The organism is Streptomyces sp. NPDC001002 (assembly GCF_053599215.1).
On the sequence record NZ_JBSFLV010000015.1, the window covers coordinates 69,569 to 87,012 of the forward strand.

A 17,444-nucleotide genomic window follows, 5' to 3' on the forward strand; every position below is an offset into this window, starting at 1 on the left:
GGATCAGCCCCGGGCCCGACCGCCCCTCCGACCGCCGGGGCTCTAGACCTTGACGGTCTCGGACGCCGGCTCCGGGTCCTTTCCGCGCAACAACATCAGCGCCACGTAGAGCACCATCGACGTGCCCAGGCCCACGGCCCAGCCGTAGTCGGCGAGCGAGGACAGGGCCGGGATGGGCCGGCCGTCGATCAGCGGGTGGAAGTCGGCGCCGCCGATGGCCAGCACGCCACCCACCACGAAGGCGACCACGGCCCGCCAGTTCCAGCCGCCGTCGTACCAGTAACGGCCGCCCGCGCGATACAGGTCTGTCAGGTCGAGCTTGCCGCGGCGCAGGATCCAGTAGTCGGCGATGAGGATGCCCGCGACCGTGCCGAGCAGACCGCCGACCAGGCCGAGCCAGGTGAAGATGTAGCCCTGCGGGTCGGAGTACAGCTTCCACGGGAAGATGACGACGCCGAGCACACAGGTGACGAGCGCGCCGGCCCGGAAACTGATCTTCCGGGGCGCGATGTTGGAGAAGTCGAAGGCCGGGGAGACCAGGTTGGCCGCGATGTTCACGGACAGGGTCGCGACCAGGACGGTCACCAACGCGTAGAGCAGGCCCACCACGTTGTCGGTCTTCGCCGCCAACTGGACCGGGTCCCAGACCGCTTGGCCGTACACGGCCTGCGAACCGGAGGTGACCATCACCGACAGCAGCGCGAACAGCGTCATGGTCGTGGGCAGACCCAGGGCCTGCCCCCAGGTCTGCGCCTTCTGGCTCTTGCCGTAGCGGGTGAAGTCGGGGATGTTCAGCGACAGTGTGGACCAGAAGCCGATCATGCCCATCAGCGAGGGCCAGAACAGCTTCCAGAAGTCGCCGCCCCAGCCGAGCTTGGAGGGCTGGTCGAGCAACGGGCCGAAACCGCCCGCCTTGTTGCTCATCCAGATCAGCATGACGACCGCGCCGACGATGACGAAGGGCGCCGCCCAGTTCTCGAAGCGGCGGATCGTCTCCATGCCCCGGTAGATGATCGCGACCTGGATCGCCCAGAAGATCGCGAACGACAGCCACATCGTCCAGGCGTAGCCGCCGATGTGCGAGGCGTTCGCCCAGCTGTCCCCGATCAGCTTCCCGGCGAGGAAGAAGATCGCCTCACCGCCGATCCAGGTCTGGATGCCGAACCACCCGCACGCCACCAACGCCCTTACGACGGCGGGCAGGTTGGCGCCGCGCACGCCGAAGGAGGCCCGGGCGAAGACCGGGAAGGGAATCCCGTACTTCGGTCCCGCGTGCCCGGTGAGCAGCATGGGCACGAGCACGATCAGGTTGGCCAGGGCGATGGTGAACACCGCCTGCTTCCAGTCCATGCCGACGGCGATGAGCCCGGAAGCCAGCGTCCAGGAGGCCGTGTTGTGGGCCATGCCGACCCACAGCGCGGAGAAGTTGTACGTGGTCCAGGTGCGCTTCTCCACCGGGACCGGCAGCAGGTCCTCGTTGGCGTAGGGGCCGCTGGGCTGCGGCGAACCAGGGGCGATCTCCACCCGGCCGTCGGCCAGGGTGACTTGAGAGGTCGGCGGTATGGCCGTGGGAGCGGTGTCGGTCATGGGCAGGCCAATCAAACGAGGGGCGGGATCCGGAGAGGCCGTGCGGGTGGGCTCCGGTCCCCCTCCCCCGGGACGGCGGAGGAGGGGGAGAACTGGAGTGGGGGGACGGGGAGTCGAGCGGTACCGGAGTGGGGGACGGGGAGTCGAGCAGCGCCGGTGTGGGTGGGGTCAGGCGTTGACGGCCGGGATGACCTTCGTCCCGTACGCGTCGATCACGCTCTCCTGCGCGTCGTGCATGTCGTACACGGCGAACTGGTCGACGCCCAGCTCGCGCAGGGCGTTGAGCTTCTCGATGTGCTTCTCGACCGGGCCGATCAGACAGAACCGGTCGACGATCTCGTCGGGCACGAACTGGGTGTCGGGGTTGTCGGCCCGGCCGTGATGCGAATAGTCGTACCCCTCACGGGCCTTGATGTACTCCGTGAGTTCGTCGGGTACGGCGGCCGAGTGCTCGCCGTACTTGGAGACGAGGTCGGCCACGTGGTTGCCGACCATCCCGCCGAACCAGCGGCACTGGTCGCGCGCGTGGGCGAGCGCCTCGGGCGAGTCGTCCTCGGTGACGTACGCCGGGGCGGCGACGCAGATCTTCACCTCGGACGGGTCGCGTCCGACGGCGACGGCCGCGTCCTTGACCGCCTTCACCATGTACTCGGTGAGGTAGAGGTCGGCGAGCTGGAGGATGAAGCCGTCGGCCTCCTCGCCGGTCATCTTCAGGGCCTTGGGGCCGTACGCGGCCATCCAGACGGGGAGTTCGGCGCCCGGCTTGATCCACGGGAACTTGATCACCGTGCCGCCGAGGTCGGCCTCCTCGCCGCGCGCCAGCGACCGGATGACCTTCATGGCACCGCTGATCCGGGCCAGTGTGTTCGGCGTCCGGCCCGCGACGCGCATCGCGGAGTCGCCGCGGCCGATGCCGCACACCGTGCGGTTGCCGAACATGTCGTTGAGGGTGGCGAAGGTGGAGGCGGTGACCTCCCAGGTGCGGGTGCCCGGGTTGGTGACCATCGGGCCGACCGTCAACTTGGTGGTGTTCGACAGGATCTGACTGTAGATCACGAACGGTTCCTGCCACAGCACGGCGGAGTCGAAGGTCCAGCCGTAGGTGAAGCCGTTGCGTTCGGCCCGCTTCATCAGGCTGATGACCTTCGAGGCCGGCGGGTCGGTCTGCAGGACGAGTCCGAAGTCCATTGTCGCCACTCCTAGTTGAGGTACTGACTGGTGGAGCGCGGGGTGTAGACGCCGTGGCCCGCGTGCCCGGTGTACTCCCGCTCGGTGATGACGAGTTCGCCGCGCGAGAGGACGGTCTCGACCCGGCCGGTGAGGCGCTTGCCCTCGTACGCCGAGTAGTCGACGTTCATGTGGTGCGTCTCGGCGGAGACGATCTGCTCGGCGTTGGGGTCGTAGATGACGACGTCGGCGTCGGCGCCCGGGGCGATCGTGCCCTTCTTCGGATAGAGGCCGAACATCCGCGCCGGGGAGGCGCAGGCGATCTCGATCCAGCGGCGGCGGCTGATGTGCCCGTCGACGACGCCCTGGTGGAGCAGATCCATGCGGTTCTCGACGCCCGGCATGCCGTTGGGGATCTTCGAGAAGTCGCCCCGGCCCAGCTCCTTCTGGCCCACGAAGCAGAAGGGGCAGTGGTCGGTGGAGACCACCTGGAGGTCGTTGGTGCGCAGGCCCTGCCAGAGCTTGGCCTGGTGCTCCTTCGGCCGAAGTGGCGTGCTGCACACGTACTTCGCGCCCTCGAAGTCGGGTTCGGCGAGGTTGTCGGTGGAGAGGAACAGGTACTGCGGACAGGTCTCGCCGAAGACGGGGAGGCCCTCGTCGCGCGCCTTGGCCAGCTCGGCGACGGCTTCCATGGCGGAGACGTGGACGACGTAGAGGGGCGAGCCCGCGACCTGCGCGAGCTTGATGGCGCGGTGGGTGGCCTCGGCTTCGAGGAGGGACTTGCGGACCTCGCCGTGGTAGCGGGGGTCGGTCTCGCCGCGGGCCAGCGCCTGCTCCACGAGGACGTCGATGGCGATGCCGTTCTCGGCGTGCATCATGATCAACCCGCCGTTGTCGGCGGCGCGTTGCATGGCGCGCAGGATCTGGCCGTCGTCGCTGTAGAAGACGCCCGGGTAGGCCATGAACTGCTTGAAGGAGGTGACGCCCTCCTCGACCAGCAGGTCCATCTCCTTGAGGGTGTCCTCGTTGACGTCGGACACGATCATGTGGAAGCCGTAGTCGATGGCGCAGTTGCCCTCGGCCTTGGCGTGCCAGGCGTCGAGGCCCTCGCGGAGGGCTCCGCCGACGCTCTGGATGGCGAAGTCGACGATGGTCGTCGTACCGCCCCAGGCGGCGGCCCTTGTGCCGGTCTCGAAGGTGTCGGCGGCCTTGGTGCCGCCGAACGGCATCTCCATGTGGGTGTGGGCGTCGACGCCGCCGGGGATGACGTACTTTCCGGTGGCGTCTATGACCCGCTCGGCCGTCCAGGCTTCGGCGGCGGCCGTGCCGGAGGTTGCGAGGGCGGCGATGCGGCCGTCCTCGATCAGGACGTCGGCGTGGATCTCGTCGGCCCCGGTGATGACGAGACCGCCACGGATGACAGTACGGCTGCTCATGCTCCCTCTCCTACCGTGCTCAACACTGGTGTGGTGCGGGTCGGTTGACGCCGCCGGCCCGATCCCCGTGCACCGGACCGGCAGGCGTACCGGTCACGGTCGGCTAGGGAGCGGTCAGCGGCTCGTATGCGTCGGGACGGCGGTCGCGGTAGAACTGCCAGCGGTCGCGGACCTCTCGCAGCTTCTCCAAGTCCAGGTCCCGGACGACCAGTTCGGTCTCCTTGTCGCTGGCCACCTCGCCCACGAACTGGGCCTCCGGGTCGACGAAGTACGTCGTGCCGTAGAAGTCGTTGTCGCCCAACTCCTCGACACCGACCCGGTTGATGGCGCCGACGAAGTACTCGTTGGCGACGGCCGCGGCAGGCTGCTCCAGCTGCCAGAGGTAGGCCGACAGTCCGCGCGAGGTCGCCGACGGGTTGAAGACGATCTCGGCACCCGCGAGGCCGAGCGCCCGCCAGCCCTCCGGGAAGTGCCGGTCGTAGCAGATGTAGACGCCGATCTTGCCGACGGCCGTCTCGAAGACGGGCCAACCGCTGTTCCCGGGACGGAAGTAGAACTTCTCCCAGAAGCCGGCCACCTGCGGGATGTGGTGCTTGCGGTACTTGCCGAGGTACGAGCCGTCCGCGTCGATCACGGCCGCGGTGTTGTAGAGGACGCCGGGCTGCTCCTCCTCGTACATCGGCAGGATCAGGACGATGCCCAGTTCCTTGGCGAGCGCCTGGAAGCGCTTGACGATCGGCCCGTTCGGGATCTGCTCGGCGTACTCGTAGAACGCCTTGTCCTGGACCTGGCAGAAGTACGGTCCGTAGAACAGCTCCTGGAAGCACAGGACCTGAGCACCCTGCGCGGCCGCGTCGCGGGCCGCCTGCTCGTGTACCTGGATCATCGATTCCTTGTCGCCCGTCCACGCGGTCTGGAAGAGGGCGGCGCGAATCACTCTGCTCATCGGGACCTCCGGTCACTCGGTGTGCCAGAAGGCTAGGAAGTCCGGAAGCAGGCTTTGAGTTGCACGGTGTCACGTCTGCGGGCGCACGGCGTGTCACCGTGTCACGCCTTGCTCGCCCCATGTTTCACCACCGTTTTCCCAGGTCGTCGCATGTTTCACCCCTGTTGCGCATCGTGCGCGAGGAGCGCGATGTGCACCGAGGCGGCCTGTTCGAAGTCGTCGAGGTCCACCCCGAGCCGGCCCTGTATCGCCTCCAGCCTGCGATAGAGCGCGGGCCGCGAGACGTGGTGGAGCTGGGCGGTGCGTGACTTGTTGCGCCCTGTGGCGAGATAGGTCCGCAGCACGGACAGCAGATCCTCGTCGGCCGCGCACAGCAGCCCGTCCAACTCCCGCTCCGCGAACGACTGGACGTTCGGGTCGTCCCGCAACAGCCGTACCAGGCCGCGCAGATGTACGTCCTTGAGGCGTACGACGGCCGGCAGGTCGAGGGCGGCCGAGTGGTCCGCGACGGCGTCGGCCACGTGCTGGGCCTCGCGCAGTCCGGCCGGTACGTCGTCCCAGGCGATGCGCGGGTCGGCCGCGGCCACCACGGCCTTCAGCGAGCCGGACTCGTCGCGCAGCCGGGCCGCGAAGTGCGCGGTGAGCGCCTCGGCGTCCTGGTCGCGGGCGAGGCTGAGCAGCACCGCCGTCGCGCCGTCCGCGAGCTCGGCGACCAACCCGGGCAGGCCCAACATCCGCAGGACGCGGTCGAGTTGGGCGGCCTCGCCCTCGCGTACGACCAGCGGCACGAAGGTGCGCCTGTTGACCGGCAGTCCGGCGGCCCGTGCGCGGGGCAGGAGTTGCCGGGCCGGTACGACTCCGGAGACGAGATCGGTCAGCAGGCCCTGGGCGGACTGCTCCTCCCAGGTGTGCGCCGAGTTGCCGGCGAGCATGCGGTGCAGGACGAGTGCCTCGGCGCCCCGGTCGGCGAGCAGGCGTCCGGTGGTGGTGTCGCCGCGGTAGCCGCACAGCACGATCTGGCCCCAGCGCTCGCCGCGCCCGGCGAGTTCGGCCCGGATCCAGCCGTCGCCCGAACTGCCGCCGGCCTGCCGGGCGATGCGCTCCCAGTCGCGCAGCACGTCGTCCACGGCCGGGCGCTCCCCCGCGGTGGCGAGGACGCGGTGGGCGAGGTTGGTGACGACGACGGGACACGCGCTGTGCGAGGCGATCTCGTCGAGCAGGCGCTGCAGCGGGGCGTCCGCGGTGATGAGGCCGGTGAGGGCCGTGCGCACGGACTCCGACAGGCTGACGGCCGCGAACTTGCGCCGTACCAGCCGGGCTTGGACCTCTTCGGTCAACTCGGCGAAGGGGAACGGGCGGTGGAGCACGATCATCGGCAGGCCGCACCGCTCGGCGGCCCGGCGCATCACGTCCGGCGGTGCCGGGAAGGCGCGTCCCAGGCCGAGGACGACAGCGGCAGCCTCCGCGCGGTGAAGCGAGCGGATGTACTCGGCCTGCTTCTCCTCGTCACCGGCAAGCAGCACGCCGGTGGTGAGGACCATCTCGCCGCCGGTGAGCATCACGCCCACGTCAGGCGCCTCGGCGACATGCACCCACCGCACGGCCCGGTCGAGCTGGGCCGCGCCGGCCACCACCTCGGGTTCCCCGGCGAGGACCCGTTCCATGGTCAGCACCTGGCGCACCGACAGCGCGGGTTCCAGGGTTCCGAAGGTGGTGGTCATGGCGGTGTTTCCCTTGTTCGGCTCGCGGCCGGGACCTGTCGCGGACCGGCGCTAGCGCAGGCTCCCCAGAGCGTCTTCGAGGATCGCGGCGCCCTCCTCGGCCTCCGCGACCGTGAGGGACAGGGGCGGTGCGACGCGCAGGGCGCTGGTGTTGTGGCCGCCGCCCTTGCCGATCAGGAGTCCGCCCGCGCGGGCCGCTTCGAGCACGGCGGACGCGGCGTCCGGATCGGCCTGGTCGGTGCCCGGCTTGACCAGCTCGATGCCGATCATCAGCCCGCGTCCGCGCACCTCACGGACGTACGGCAGTTGCGCGGCGACGGCCCGCAGGCGCTCGATGAGCAAGCCGCCGACGCGCCGGGCGTTGCCCTGGAGGTCGTGCTCCAGCAGGTAGGTGAGGTTGGCGAGGCCCGCCGCCATGGTGATCTGGGTGCCGCCGAACGTCGAAATGCTGTTGGAGTCCAGGCAGTTCATGATCTCGCCGCGGGCGACGACACCGCCGATGGACATGCCGTTGCCGATGCCCTTGGCGAAGGTGAGGATGTCCGGCGGGCCGCTGCGGCCGTGTGCCTGCCAGCCCCAGAAGTTGTCGCCGGTGCGGCCCCAGCCGGTCTGCACCTCGTCGGCGATCCACAGGATGCCGCGCTCGTGCAGCACGTCGCGGAAGGCGGCGTACAGGCCGTCGGGCGGTGAGGTGAAACCGCCGACGCCCTGGACGGGTTCGGCGATCAGGGCGGCGGGCGGGCGGGTGTGACCGAGCAGGTCCTTGAGGTCGTCGACGCAGGCCGCGACGAACTCGTCGTCGCTGAGGGCGGCGAACGGTCCTCGGGTGCGGACGCCGCCATGGACGTACAGCGTCTGCAGCGGGGACAGCGAGGTCGGTGACCAGCCGCGGTTGCCGGTGATGCCGACCGAGCTGAAGGAACGGCCGTGGTAGCTGTTGCGCATCGCCAGGATCGTGTTGCTGCGCCGGTAGGTGGTGGCGAGCATCAGGGCGGTGTCGTTGGCCTCGGTGCCGGAGGTGGTGAAGAAGACGCGGGCGTCCGGGATGCCGCTCAACTGGGCGATGCGCTCGGCCAGTTCGACCATCGGCCGGTTCAGGTACAGGGTCGACGAATGGATGATCCGCCCGGCCTGCTCGCTGACCGCCTTGGTCACCTCGGGCAGCGCGTGCGCGGTCATCGTGGTGAGGATGCCGCCGAAGAAGTCGAGGTACTTGTTGCCCTCGGCGTCCCAGACATGGCGGCCCTCGCCGTGGGTGATCTCCAGCGGGTCCTCGTAGTAGAGGGCGAGCCAGTCGGGCAGCACCGCGCGGTGACGTCCCAGCAGGTCCTTGGTCACGGCTGCACCAGCCCCTCGTACGCGTCGGGTCGGCGGTCCCGGTAGAACGCCCACTGCTGTCGCACTTCGTCGATCAGGTCGAAGTCCAGGTCGCGGACGAGGAGTTCCTCGCCCTTGTCGCTCGCGGTCTCGCCCACGAACTGTCCACGCGGGTCGACGAAGTACGAGGTCCCGTAGAAGTCGTTGTCCCCGTACTCCTCCTGTCCCACACGGTTGATCGCGGCGATGAAGTACTCGTTGGCGACGGCGGCCGCGGGCTGCTCCAGCTGCCACAAGTAGGCGGACAGACCACGCGAGGTGGCCGACGGGTTGTACACCAACTGGGCGCCGTTGAGCCCGAGTTGCCGCCAGCCCTCCGGGAAGTGCCGGTCGTAGCAGATGTAGACGCCCACCCTGCCGACGGCGGTGTCGAAGACGGGCCAGCCCGCGTTGCCCGGCTTGAAGTAGTACTTCTCCCAGAAGCCCTTGACCTGCGGGATGTGGTGCTTGCGGTACTTGCCGAGGAAGGTGCCGTCGGCGTCGATCACGGCGGCGGTGTTGTAGTAGAAGCCGGACTGCTCCAGTTCGAAGACCGGCACGACGATCACCATGCCGGTCTCGCGCGCCAGCGCCTGCATACGAACCACGGTCGGCCCGTCGGGCACCGGCTCGGCCCAGCGGTAGTGCTCGGGCTCCTGGACCTGGCAGAAGTAGGGGGCGTTGAAGACCTCCTGGAACCCGATGATCTTCGCGCCCTGGCGGGCCGCCTCGCGGGCGTGCTCCTCGTGTTTCGCCACCATGGACTCGGTGTCGCCGGTCCAGGTGGCCTGGACCAGAGCGGCACGTACGACGTTGGCCATGAGCTGCTCCTTCGACGGGACGTCCGTCTCTCTACGCCCGTAGAACAGGCCGTAGAGGGATGAACGTAAGCCTCCGGGAGAGCCTTGCCAAGACCATCGTCGTTAACCCGCGGAGTCGATCACGTTTCACACTCCGGTGGGTGAGCCGCGCGGCCGGTCAGCGGGGTGACGGGGATGCCTCAGGCGGCGAAACCGGCGACCCGGAGGGCGTGCACCAGGTCCCAGTGTCGCTCTTCCGACACGCCTTGCGCAGCTTCGAGCAGCAGCGGCGCGAGGGCCTGCGGGTCCGGCTCGGCGCTGCGGGCCGCCTCTTCGGGGGTGCGGACGCGGACGTAGGCGTCCAGCAGGGCGCTCACCTCGCGTCGGCGCCCCTGCGCCACCAGCTCCAGGACGGCCTGGCCCACTTCGACGGCGGGCCGTGCCACGCCCTGCCGCAGCATCTGCTCCCCGTCGGTGTCGCGTCCGGCGGCGACCAGGGCGTCGGCCGCCGCGACCAGCCGGTCGGCGGGCAGGGACGCGGCCTCCCAGAGCAGGGTCGCCCAGTCGGCGCCGAGCCCGGCGCGGTGCAGTTCGGCGGCGAGCACGGGGAAACGGGCGGCAGGCCAGTAGGCAGCTTCTACGAGCAGCGCGTGCGCCTCGCCGCTGCGGCCCTCGGCACGCAGCCGCACCAGCCGCCCGACGGCCTCGACGACCTCCTGCGGAGCCCCGTCGTCCACCGCCTCGGCCTTCTTCGCCTGAGCCCGCTCGTTCCCCGCGGCGGCCCCCGCGAACCGCGCGCCACGGGGGGTCTTACGACCGGCCGCGACCGGCGCCTGCGGGTTCGGCTGCGCGGTCGGCGGTACGACGACGGGGGCGGCGTCCGCCTCGGCCATCCCGGCGAACCGCGCACTGCCCCGGCGCCGCTTGCGCTGCTTCTGGGCCGGGGGCGCGGGTTCGGGTTCGGCGGGGGGCGGGTCGTCAGGGGCCGGCTGCTCGGCGAACGGGTCGTCGAAGGCGGGCTGCTCCTGGGCGGGCCAGTCCTGCCCGGACTCGTCCTCGGCGGGCCAGTCGTGGGCGGGCGGATCCTGAGCGGCCTGGTCCTGAGCGGGCCAATCGTGGACGGACCGACCCTGAGCAGACTGCTCCTGGGCGCCCCCTTCCCATCCGGCCTCGTACGCACCCCGCTGCTGCGGGAACCCGGCGTCGCGGGCGCCCCACCCCTCGTCACCGGCGGAGGCCTCGCGCGCACCCCAGCCCTCGCTCCCGGCGGAGGTGTCGTCGACCCAGCGCACGGGACCCTGCCCGGCCTGCCCTTCTCCCCCCTGCCGTACCCCCGCCTGACCGTCTCCGACCTGCCCGCGGTGGTTCGCCTCCGCCCGGCCACCACTCGCGCGGCGATCCAACTCGGCCATGCGGGAACGGAGTTCGGCGCAGCGGGCGGTCGCTCGTTCGTGGTCGTCGTGGGCCCAGGCGAGGTCGAGGCGGAGGGCGTCGGCCTCCTCGCGGGTGGCGGCGGAGGCGAGCAACCGGGTCAACTCCGCCTGCCGTTCGGCCGCGTAGCGCTGTTCGCGGAGCATGACGTCGAGGCGGTCACCGAGGGCGTCGCGGGCGCCGGGCCGGGCGTCGTGGTCGAGGAGCGCGGCGGTGTGCAGGGCCCGGACCCGTTCCTGCTCCTGGGCGGCGGCGCGGGGGCCGTATGCCGCGGCCAAATCCTGGAGGAGCGCTTCCAGTACGTCCCAGGGCGGAATCTCACGCCCGTCGAGGCAGGCCTGCATCCCGTCGGGGTCGCGCTGCCAGAACACCGCGCACCAACCGCCGGCCTGGTCCAGACGGGCCAGCAGGCCGTTCAGATAGTTCGCGAACTCCCGCACCCGCCCCGGGAGTTGATCCACAGCCATCGCCCAACTCCCGCCAGACCGGAGCACTCCGGTTCGTAGGCAACACCAGCCGTGTTACGGGGTTGCTACGTTAGGTTTTCAGCGGGCGCGCAGCCACCTCATTGCGGGATCTTGACCAATGTGCGACCGGGGCGCGACCAACCCGCGCCCCACGGGCGGCCGGTGCGCGTCAGACGATCAACAGCTCGCAGCGCGCGGCCAGTTCGTCCATCGACAGACCGAGGGCGCGGGCCAGCGCGACGACCGTGAAGAAGGCCGGCGTCGGGGCCCGTCCGGTCTCGATCTTCCGGAGGGTCTCGGCGGAGATGCCCGCGCTCGCGGCGACGTCGGTCATGCTGCGACCGCCGCGGGCCTCGCGGAGCAGCCGCCCGAACCGCTCGCCGCGTTCACGCTCTTCGGTGGTGAGAGGGGTGCGTACCATGCCGTCATTCTAATACCGGTATAGTAATTGGCATGGTGGAACTCAAGACAGATACATCGCTCGACGCCATGTACGCGGCGGGACAGATCGTCGGACAGGCCCTGACGGCCGTACGGGAAGCCGCTGACGTGGGCGTTTCCCTGCTGGAGCTGGACGAGGTGGCGCACGGGGTGCTGCGCGCGGCGGGCGCCGGATCGCCCTTCCTCGGCTACCGCCCCTCCTTCGCGCCGACCCCGTTCCCGGCCGTCCTGTGCGTCTCGGTGAACGACGCCATCGTGCACGGCATCCCGACCGCCTACCGGCTGCGCGACGGCGACCTGGTCTCCGCGGACTTCGGGGCCGAGCTGAACGGCTGGGTGGGCGACTCGGCGATCAGCTTCATCGTCGGCGAACCGCGCCCGGCCGACGTACGCATGATCGAGACGGCCGAGCGGGCGCTCGCGGCGGCCATCGAGGCGGCCGTCGTCGGCAACCGCATCGGGGACATCGCGCACGCGATCGGCACGATCTGCCGGGCGGGCGGCTACGGCATCCCGGAGGGCTTCGGCGGCCACGGCATCGGCCGGCGCATGCACGAGGACCCGGGCGTCCCGAACGAGGGCCGCCCCGGCCGCGGCTTCCCGCTTCGCCACGGCATGGCCATCGCCATCGAACCGATGCTGATCGCGGGCGGCGGGGACGACTACCACGCGGCCCCCGACGGCTGGACCCTGCGCACGAACGACGGCTCCCGTGCGGCCCACGTCGAGCACACGGTGGCGATCACGAACAACGGCCCCCGCATCCTGACGGCCCGCTGAGCGGGGGCGGAGCCCGCTGTTAGCCTGCTCGCCTGATCATCGCGGGCTCGGGGAGGGGCGCACGTGGGGTTGAAGCGGCTGTTCGGGATGGGGGATCCGGACGAGGCGATCGAGGTGGACACGCAGATCCTGGGGCTGACGTACCCCGGCGGACAAGTGCGGGGCGAGGTCCTGCTGCGGGGCGGGAGCCGGGACACCGACATCCATTACGTCTCCCTGCGGGTCCGGGTCCGCCTGACGGGCTACGACGGCAAGGAGGAGGAGTACGCGCTCGACTCCTGCTCCGCCGAGCCCGGCTACTTCACCCTGCGCAAAGGCACGGAGCAGCGGCTCACGTTCTCGGAACCGCTGCCGTGGGAGACACCGGTCAGCGAACTGGGCGGGCGGGCCCTGGGAGTCGTGCTCTCGGTGAAGAGCGAGTTGACCCTCGCCGACGGCACCGCGACCGACGTCGACGTCGATCTGCTGCACGTCTCCGCGCCGCCGCTGCACGAGAGCGTCCTGGACGCGTTCGCGGAGGAGGGATACCTCTGCGACTCCGCGTATGTCATCAACTCCTATGTGCCGGACACCGAGCAGCACTGGGGGTTCCACCAGGCCTTCGTGCTCACCGGCCACGACCCCGGCCAGGGCCGGCCCCAGCAGTTGGAGGTCGTGTTCCAGAACAACGCCGTGGGCGCCATGATCCATGTCCGCCGCGCGGCACTCGACGTGCGCGAGTGGCGCAGGAAGCCCCCCGCCCGCCGCTTCCCGGCCGCCCACCATGAGGTGGGCAACGCCGACTGGCGGCCGCGGATACGCAAGGTGCTCGACGCCCTCGTACTGCTCGACGAGCACTGACGAACCGGTCGACGGGGACGGGCGGTTCGCCTTCCGTGCGGACCGCCCGGCCCGCGCGGAGGCCGAGGAGCCACCCGTCCCCGAGGCGCGAGAGTTACGGCGCCGGGTGCACCACCATCGCCGAGCCGCCACCTCGTCGTACCGTCTCCGCGGCCGCCAGCCACTTCCCGTTCGGCAAGCGCTGCACGCCCGTCGCCGCCCCGATCTCGGGGTTGAGCGAGAAGGAGTGGCCGATGGCCTCCAGTTTCGTCCTCAAGTCGCTGTTGTAGAGGCCGGGTTCGAGTTCCGTCTTGGCCGCGTTGCGCTGGCTGGCGCGCGGCGCGGCGATGGCGTCGACTAGCGGCAGGCCGCGGTCGAGGAACTCGGTGAGTGTCTGCAGCACGGTCGTGATGATGGTCGCGCCGCCGGGTGAACCGAGCGCCACGACCGGCTTGTTGTGCTTGTCGAGCACGATCGTCGGCGAGATCGACGAGCGCGGACGCTTGCCCGGTCCCGGCAGGTTCGGGTCGTGCACGGCCGGGTTGGCCGGGGCGAAGGAGAAGTCCGTCAGCTCGTTGTTGAGCAGGAACCCGCGCCCGGGGACCGTGATCCCGCTGCCGCCGGTCTGCTCGATGGTGAGCGTGTAGGAGACGACGTTCCCCCACTTGTCGGCCACCGTGAGGTGCGTCGTGTTCTCGCCCTCGTACGTCGTCGGCGCCGCCGTGCCACCGGCCCCGCAGGCCGCCGGATGGCGCGGATCGCCGGGCGCCAGCGGGCTGGTGAGCACAGCGTCGTCCTTGATCAGGCACGCGCGCGAGTCGGCGTACTTCTGCGAGAGCAGTTCCTTCGTGGGTACGTCCTCGAAGGCAGGGTCGCCCACCCAGCGCCCGCGGTCCGCGAACGCGATCCGGGTCGACTCGATGAAGTGGTGCAGGTACTGCACCTCGCTCGCCTTCGAAAGGTCCGTCTTCTCCAGGATGTTGAGCGCCTCGCCGACGGTCGTGCCGCCGGAGGAGGAGGGCGCGATGGAGTAGACGCCGAGACCGCGGTACGAGGTCTCCGTGGGCGCCTGGAGCTTGGCGCGGTAGGCCGCGAGGTCCTTGGCGGAGAGCTTTCCGGCGCGGGCGTTCCAGCCGGAACTCGGGTCCACCGGCGGGTTGTTGACCGTGTCGAGGATGTCCTCGCCGAGGTCGCCGCGGTAGATCGCCCCGACCCCCTTCTTGCCCAACTCCTCGTAGGTGCGGGCGAGTTCGGGGTTCTTGAAGGTGGAGCCGACGACCGGGAGCTGTCCGCCGGGCAGGAAGAGCTTCGCGGTGTCCGGGAAGTAGCGGAACCGCGTCTCGTTGGACGCGGTCTGCGAGCGGAACGTGTCGTCCACGGTGAAGCCGTCGCGGGCGATCCGCTCGGCGGGCTTCAGGACCGTACCGAGTCTTTTGCTGCCCCACTTGTCGAGGGCCGTCTGCCAGGTGGCGGGCGTGCCCGGCGTGCCGACGCTCAGGCCGCTGCTGACGGCGTCGGCGAAGGCGAGCGGCTTGCCGTTCTCCAGGAAGAGGCCGGAGTCGGCGGTCAGCGGCGCGGTCTCGCGGCCGTCGATCGTGCGCACGGTACGGGACTTGGCGTCGTAGTAGACGAAGTAGCCGCCTCCGCCGATGCCGGAGGAGTAGGGCTCTGTGACGCCGAGGGCGGCGGCCGTGGCGACGGCGGCGTCGACCGCGTTGCCGCCCTTCTTGAGGACCTCGATGCCGGCGGCCGAGGCGTCGGCGTCGACGCTGGAGACCGCGCCGCCGTAGCCGACGGCGACCGGGACCTTCCGAGCGGTGGTGTCCTGGGCGGCCGGCGGCGCTGCCGCCCCCACCGACACCACGGCGGCCGAGACCGCCAGGACCGACAGTTTCCGTGCGACAGGGCGACGCATCCGCACCTCCAGTAAAAGGCCGTCCGCGCAGCCTATGCCATCACCATGACCACGTCAGGAGCGCGCGGAAGCATGGCCGACACCATGGCTCGAACACGGGTTTGCCCGGGCCCGCTAACATGCGCGCCCATGAACGACGACGTGCGCAACATCGTCCTGGGCGTGCTCGCGGCCGGCATCAGTGCCGCGCTCGGCTGGCTGGCCCGTACGTACCTGTGGAAGCGGAAGCTCCGCCGCAAGCAGGCCTTCTTCGGGCTGCCCGACAACTCCGAGTCGCTGCTCGTCGTGAACCGGGACGCGGGCAGCCCGGATCTGTCGGTGCACCGCTACGACGTGTTCGCCCTGCTGGAGCTGTCGGCGCTCATCAAGGACTGCGGGGCACACGCCGAGGTCATCACTCAGGACGTGGCCCGGCAGGGCTTCGGCGAGCGGACGGAGTTCTGCGTCGGCGGCCCGGGATCGAACCGGCGCATGGCCGCCCACATGCAGGCGATGCTGCCCGGGGTGCGGGTGAACATCGCGCCGGAACCGGGCCCGGACAAGCTGGCGTTCCAGATCGGCAGCGAGCGCTACCGCATGGAGAAGGGCGTGGCCGAACACGTTCTGCTCGCCCGGCTCACGGCCGGTCAACCCGGCATGACCCGACCGGTGTTCCTGTTCAGCGGCCAGACCGCGATCACCAACCAGGCCGCCACCCGCTATCTCGCCCGCAACCACGAACGGCTGGCCCGCAAGTACGGGAACAGCACATTCGTCCTCCTGCTGAAGGTGGTCAACTCGCAGGCGTACGGCCCCGATGTGGCCGAGCTGGTCGCGGACGTGACCCGGGCGGCCCAGGCCCCTCTGCCGACGCCCACCCCTACGCCCAACTCCCACCGCGCCTCCTGAGTTCGCACACATTTCAACAATCGTTACTCGCACGTAACTTACCGACGGGTTACTTGCGGTAAGCCGCCGCGGTTACCGTCGGGTCACTTTCCACTTACACGAGTGAGGAGTGACCCGTGGGACTCCCTCGCAAGGCCCTGCGTACGACCGCCGTGGGCGCCGTCTCCGCGACTCTGGTCGCCGGAAGCGCCCTCGGACTCACCCCCACCGCCCAGGCGGCGGACGCCATCCGTTTCGTCGACATCAGCGGCGACGGCGGCACCGTCCTCAAGGCGAACGTCATCACGCCCACCGGCGCCGACGGCACGCACCGCTACCCGCTGCTCGTGCTGCCCACCAGCTGGGGCCTGCCCCAGGTCGAGTACCTCGCCCAGGCCCAGAAGCTCGCGAACTCCGGCTATGTCGTGGTCAGTTACAACGTCCGCGGCTTCTGGCAGTCGGGCGGCGAGATCGACGTGGCGGGCCCCTCCGACCAGGCCGACGCGTCCAAGGTCATCGACTGGGCGCTGGCCAACACCCCGTCCGACGCCCAGCACATCGGCATGGCGGGCGTCTCCTACGGCGCCGGCATCAGCCTGCTCGCCGCCGCGAAGGACAAGCGGGTCAAGGCGGTTGCCTCGCTCAGCGGCTGGTCCGACCTGATCGGCTCGATCTACTCCGGCCGCACCCAGCACGTCCAGGCCGCCGCCCTGCTGGACGGCGCGAGCCTGATCACCGGCCGCCAGAGCCCCGAGATCCGGTCCATCTTCGACGACTTCTACGCCTCCGACCTGACCCGGGAACAGGACATCATCAACTGGGGGAAGAAACGTTCGGCCGCCACATACGTGGATCAACTCAACAAGAACGGCGCGGCGGTCATGATGGCCAACGCGTGGGGCGACACGATCTTCCCGCCCAACTCGTACGCGGACTTCTACGAGAAGCTGACCGGCCCCAAGCGGCTGGAGCTCCGCCCCGGTGACCACGCGACCGCCGAGCTGACCGGGCTGTTCGGTCTGCCCAACGACGTGTGGAGCGACACCGAGCGCTGGTTCGACCACTACCTCAAGGGCACCGACAACGGCATCGACCGCGAGCAGCCGGTCCGGCTCAAGTCCCGTTCCACCGGCGGCTACGAGGGCTATCCGGACTGGAAGTCGATCGCCGCGACCGAGCGGAAGATCGCTCTCGGGGGCACGACCACGATCCACACCAACGTCGACTCGGGCGCCGACGGCGGGATCGTCTTCCTGTCCAGCATCCTCGACCAGGTGGCCCAGCTGCCCCCGGTCGCCTCGATCCCCCTGCTCCCCCGCCGCTGGGCCGCCGTGTGGCAGTCGGAGAAGTACGCCGACGCCCAACACGTGCGCGGCACCGCGAAGTTGCACACCACCGTCACTCCGACCGAGGAGAGCGGCACCCTCGTCGCCTACCTGTACGACGTGGGGCCGCTCGGCCTCGGCAAGCTGGTCAGCAACGCGCCGTACACCTTCCACGGGCTGACACCCGGCAAGCCGTTCGGCGTGGACCTGGAGCTGTACTCCACGGCCTACGACGTTCCGGCAGGGCACCGGCTGGCCCTGGTCGTCGACACGGTCGACCCGCTCTACATCGAGCACAACCCGTCCGGCGCGCGGCTGACCTTCTCCTCACCGGCGGACGACCCGTCGTACGTGTCGATTCCGCTGCGCGAGCAGTGATCTCCGGC

At 70.2% G+C, this 17,444-nt stretch carries 14 protein-coding genes; 4 read left to right on the forward strand and 10 right to left on the reverse strand.

The features are described 5' to 3' along the window. Positions 1-42: 42 nt before the first annotated feature. The 9 genes from ACWDR3_RS10260 to ACWDR3_RS10300 form a co-directional block, all read right to left on the reverse strand. A complete protein-coding gene (locus ACWDR3_RS10260) occupies positions 43-1,587 on the reverse strand; it encodes an NCS1 family nucleobase:cation symporter-1 (RefSeq protein WP_450352024.1) in 1,545 nt (514 codons plus the stop codon). Positions 1,588-1,755: 168 nt separating this feature from the next. Beyond that, entirely contained in the window at positions 1,756-2,775 is a 1,020-nt protein-coding gene (locus ACWDR3_RS10265) for a TIGR03842 family LLM class F420-dependent oxidoreductase (RefSeq protein ID WP_450352025.1), read from the reverse strand. Between the two features lie 11 nt (positions 2,776-2,786). Beyond that, positions 2,787-4,190, reverse strand: a complete 1,404-nt coding sequence (gene hydA / locus ACWDR3_RS10270) for a dihydropyrimidinase (RefSeq protein WP_450352026.1) — start codon at positions 4,188-4,190, stop codon at positions 2,787-2,789. 103 nt (positions 4,191-4,293) lie between these two features. Beyond that, on the reverse strand, positions 4,294-5,136 hold the full coding sequence (locus tag ACWDR3_RS10275) for a nitrilase-related carbon-nitrogen hydrolase (RefSeq protein ID WP_450352027.1): 843 nt from the start codon (positions 5,134-5,136) through the stop codon (positions 4,294-4,296). Between the two features lie 155 nt (positions 5,137-5,291). After that, complete coding sequence (locus ACWDR3_RS10280; RefSeq protein WP_450352028.1) at positions 5,292-6,857, reverse strand: PucR family transcriptional regulator; 1,566 nt, start codon at positions 6,855-6,857, stop codon at positions 5,292-5,294. Between the two features lie 51 nt (positions 6,858-6,908). Further along, entirely contained in the window at positions 6,909-8,195 is a 1,287-nt protein-coding gene (locus tag ACWDR3_RS10285; RefSeq protein ID WP_450352029.1) for an aspartate aminotransferase family protein, read from the reverse strand. After that, a complete protein-coding gene (locus tag ACWDR3_RS10290; protein ID WP_450352030.1) occupies positions 8,192-9,034 on the reverse strand; it encodes a nitrilase-related carbon-nitrogen hydrolase in 843 nt (280 codons plus the stop codon). The genes ACWDR3_RS10285 and ACWDR3_RS10290 overlap by 4 nt, the downstream gene beginning before the upstream one ends. A 179-nt stretch (positions 9,035-9,213) precedes the next feature. Further along, positions 9,214-10,911: a hypothetical protein gene (locus tag ACWDR3_RS10295; RefSeq protein WP_450352031.1), complete on the reverse strand. Its 1,698-nt coding sequence runs from the start codon at positions 10,909-10,911 to the stop codon at positions 9,214-9,216. A 169-nt stretch (positions 10,912-11,080) separates the two neighbouring features. Further along, positions 11,081-11,332 carry a helix-turn-helix domain-containing protein gene (locus tag ACWDR3_RS10300; protein ID WP_450352032.1) on the reverse strand — a complete coding sequence of 84 codons (252 nt, stop codon included), beginning with the start codon at positions 11,330-11,332 and terminating at the stop codon, positions 11,081-11,083. Positions 11,333-11,364: 32 nt separating this feature from the next. Here ACWDR3_RS10300 and map point away from each other — a divergent pair, with 32 nt between their 5' ends. Continuing rightward, on the forward strand, positions 11,365-12,132 hold the full coding sequence (map, locus tag ACWDR3_RS10305) for a type I methionyl aminopeptidase (protein ID WP_450352033.1): 768 nt from the start codon (positions 11,365-11,367) through the stop codon (positions 12,130-12,132). Between the two features lie 63 nt (positions 12,133-12,195). Further along, positions 12,196-12,972 carry a sporulation protein gene (locus ACWDR3_RS10310; RefSeq protein WP_450352034.1) on the forward strand — a complete coding sequence of 259 codons (777 nt, stop codon included), beginning with the start codon at positions 12,196-12,198 and terminating at the stop codon, positions 12,970-12,972. A 94-nt stretch (positions 12,973-13,066) separates the two neighbouring features. Here the strand turns inward: ACWDR3_RS10310 and ggt are convergent, their stop codons facing one another. Beyond that, a complete protein-coding gene (gene ggt, locus ACWDR3_RS10315) occupies positions 13,067-14,866 on the reverse strand; it encodes a gamma-glutamyltransferase (RefSeq protein ID WP_450352035.1) in 1,800 nt (599 codons plus the stop codon). A gap of 129 nt (positions 14,867-14,995) precedes the next feature. Between ggt and ACWDR3_RS10320 the strand changes: the two genes are divergently transcribed. Together ACWDR3_RS10320 and ACWDR3_RS10325 are read left to right on the forward strand one after the other, a co-directional pair. After that, positions 14,996-15,754 carry a hypothetical protein gene (locus tag ACWDR3_RS10320; protein WP_401718311.1) on the forward strand — a complete coding sequence of 253 codons (759 nt, stop codon included), beginning with the start codon at positions 14,996-14,998 and terminating at the stop codon, positions 15,752-15,754. Positions 15,755-15,870: 116 nt separating this feature from the next. After that, a complete protein-coding gene (locus tag ACWDR3_RS10325; RefSeq protein WP_450352036.1) occupies positions 15,871-17,436 on the forward strand; it encodes a CocE/NonD family hydrolase in 1,566 nt (521 codons plus the stop codon). Positions 17,437-17,444 lie beyond the last annotated feature (8 nt).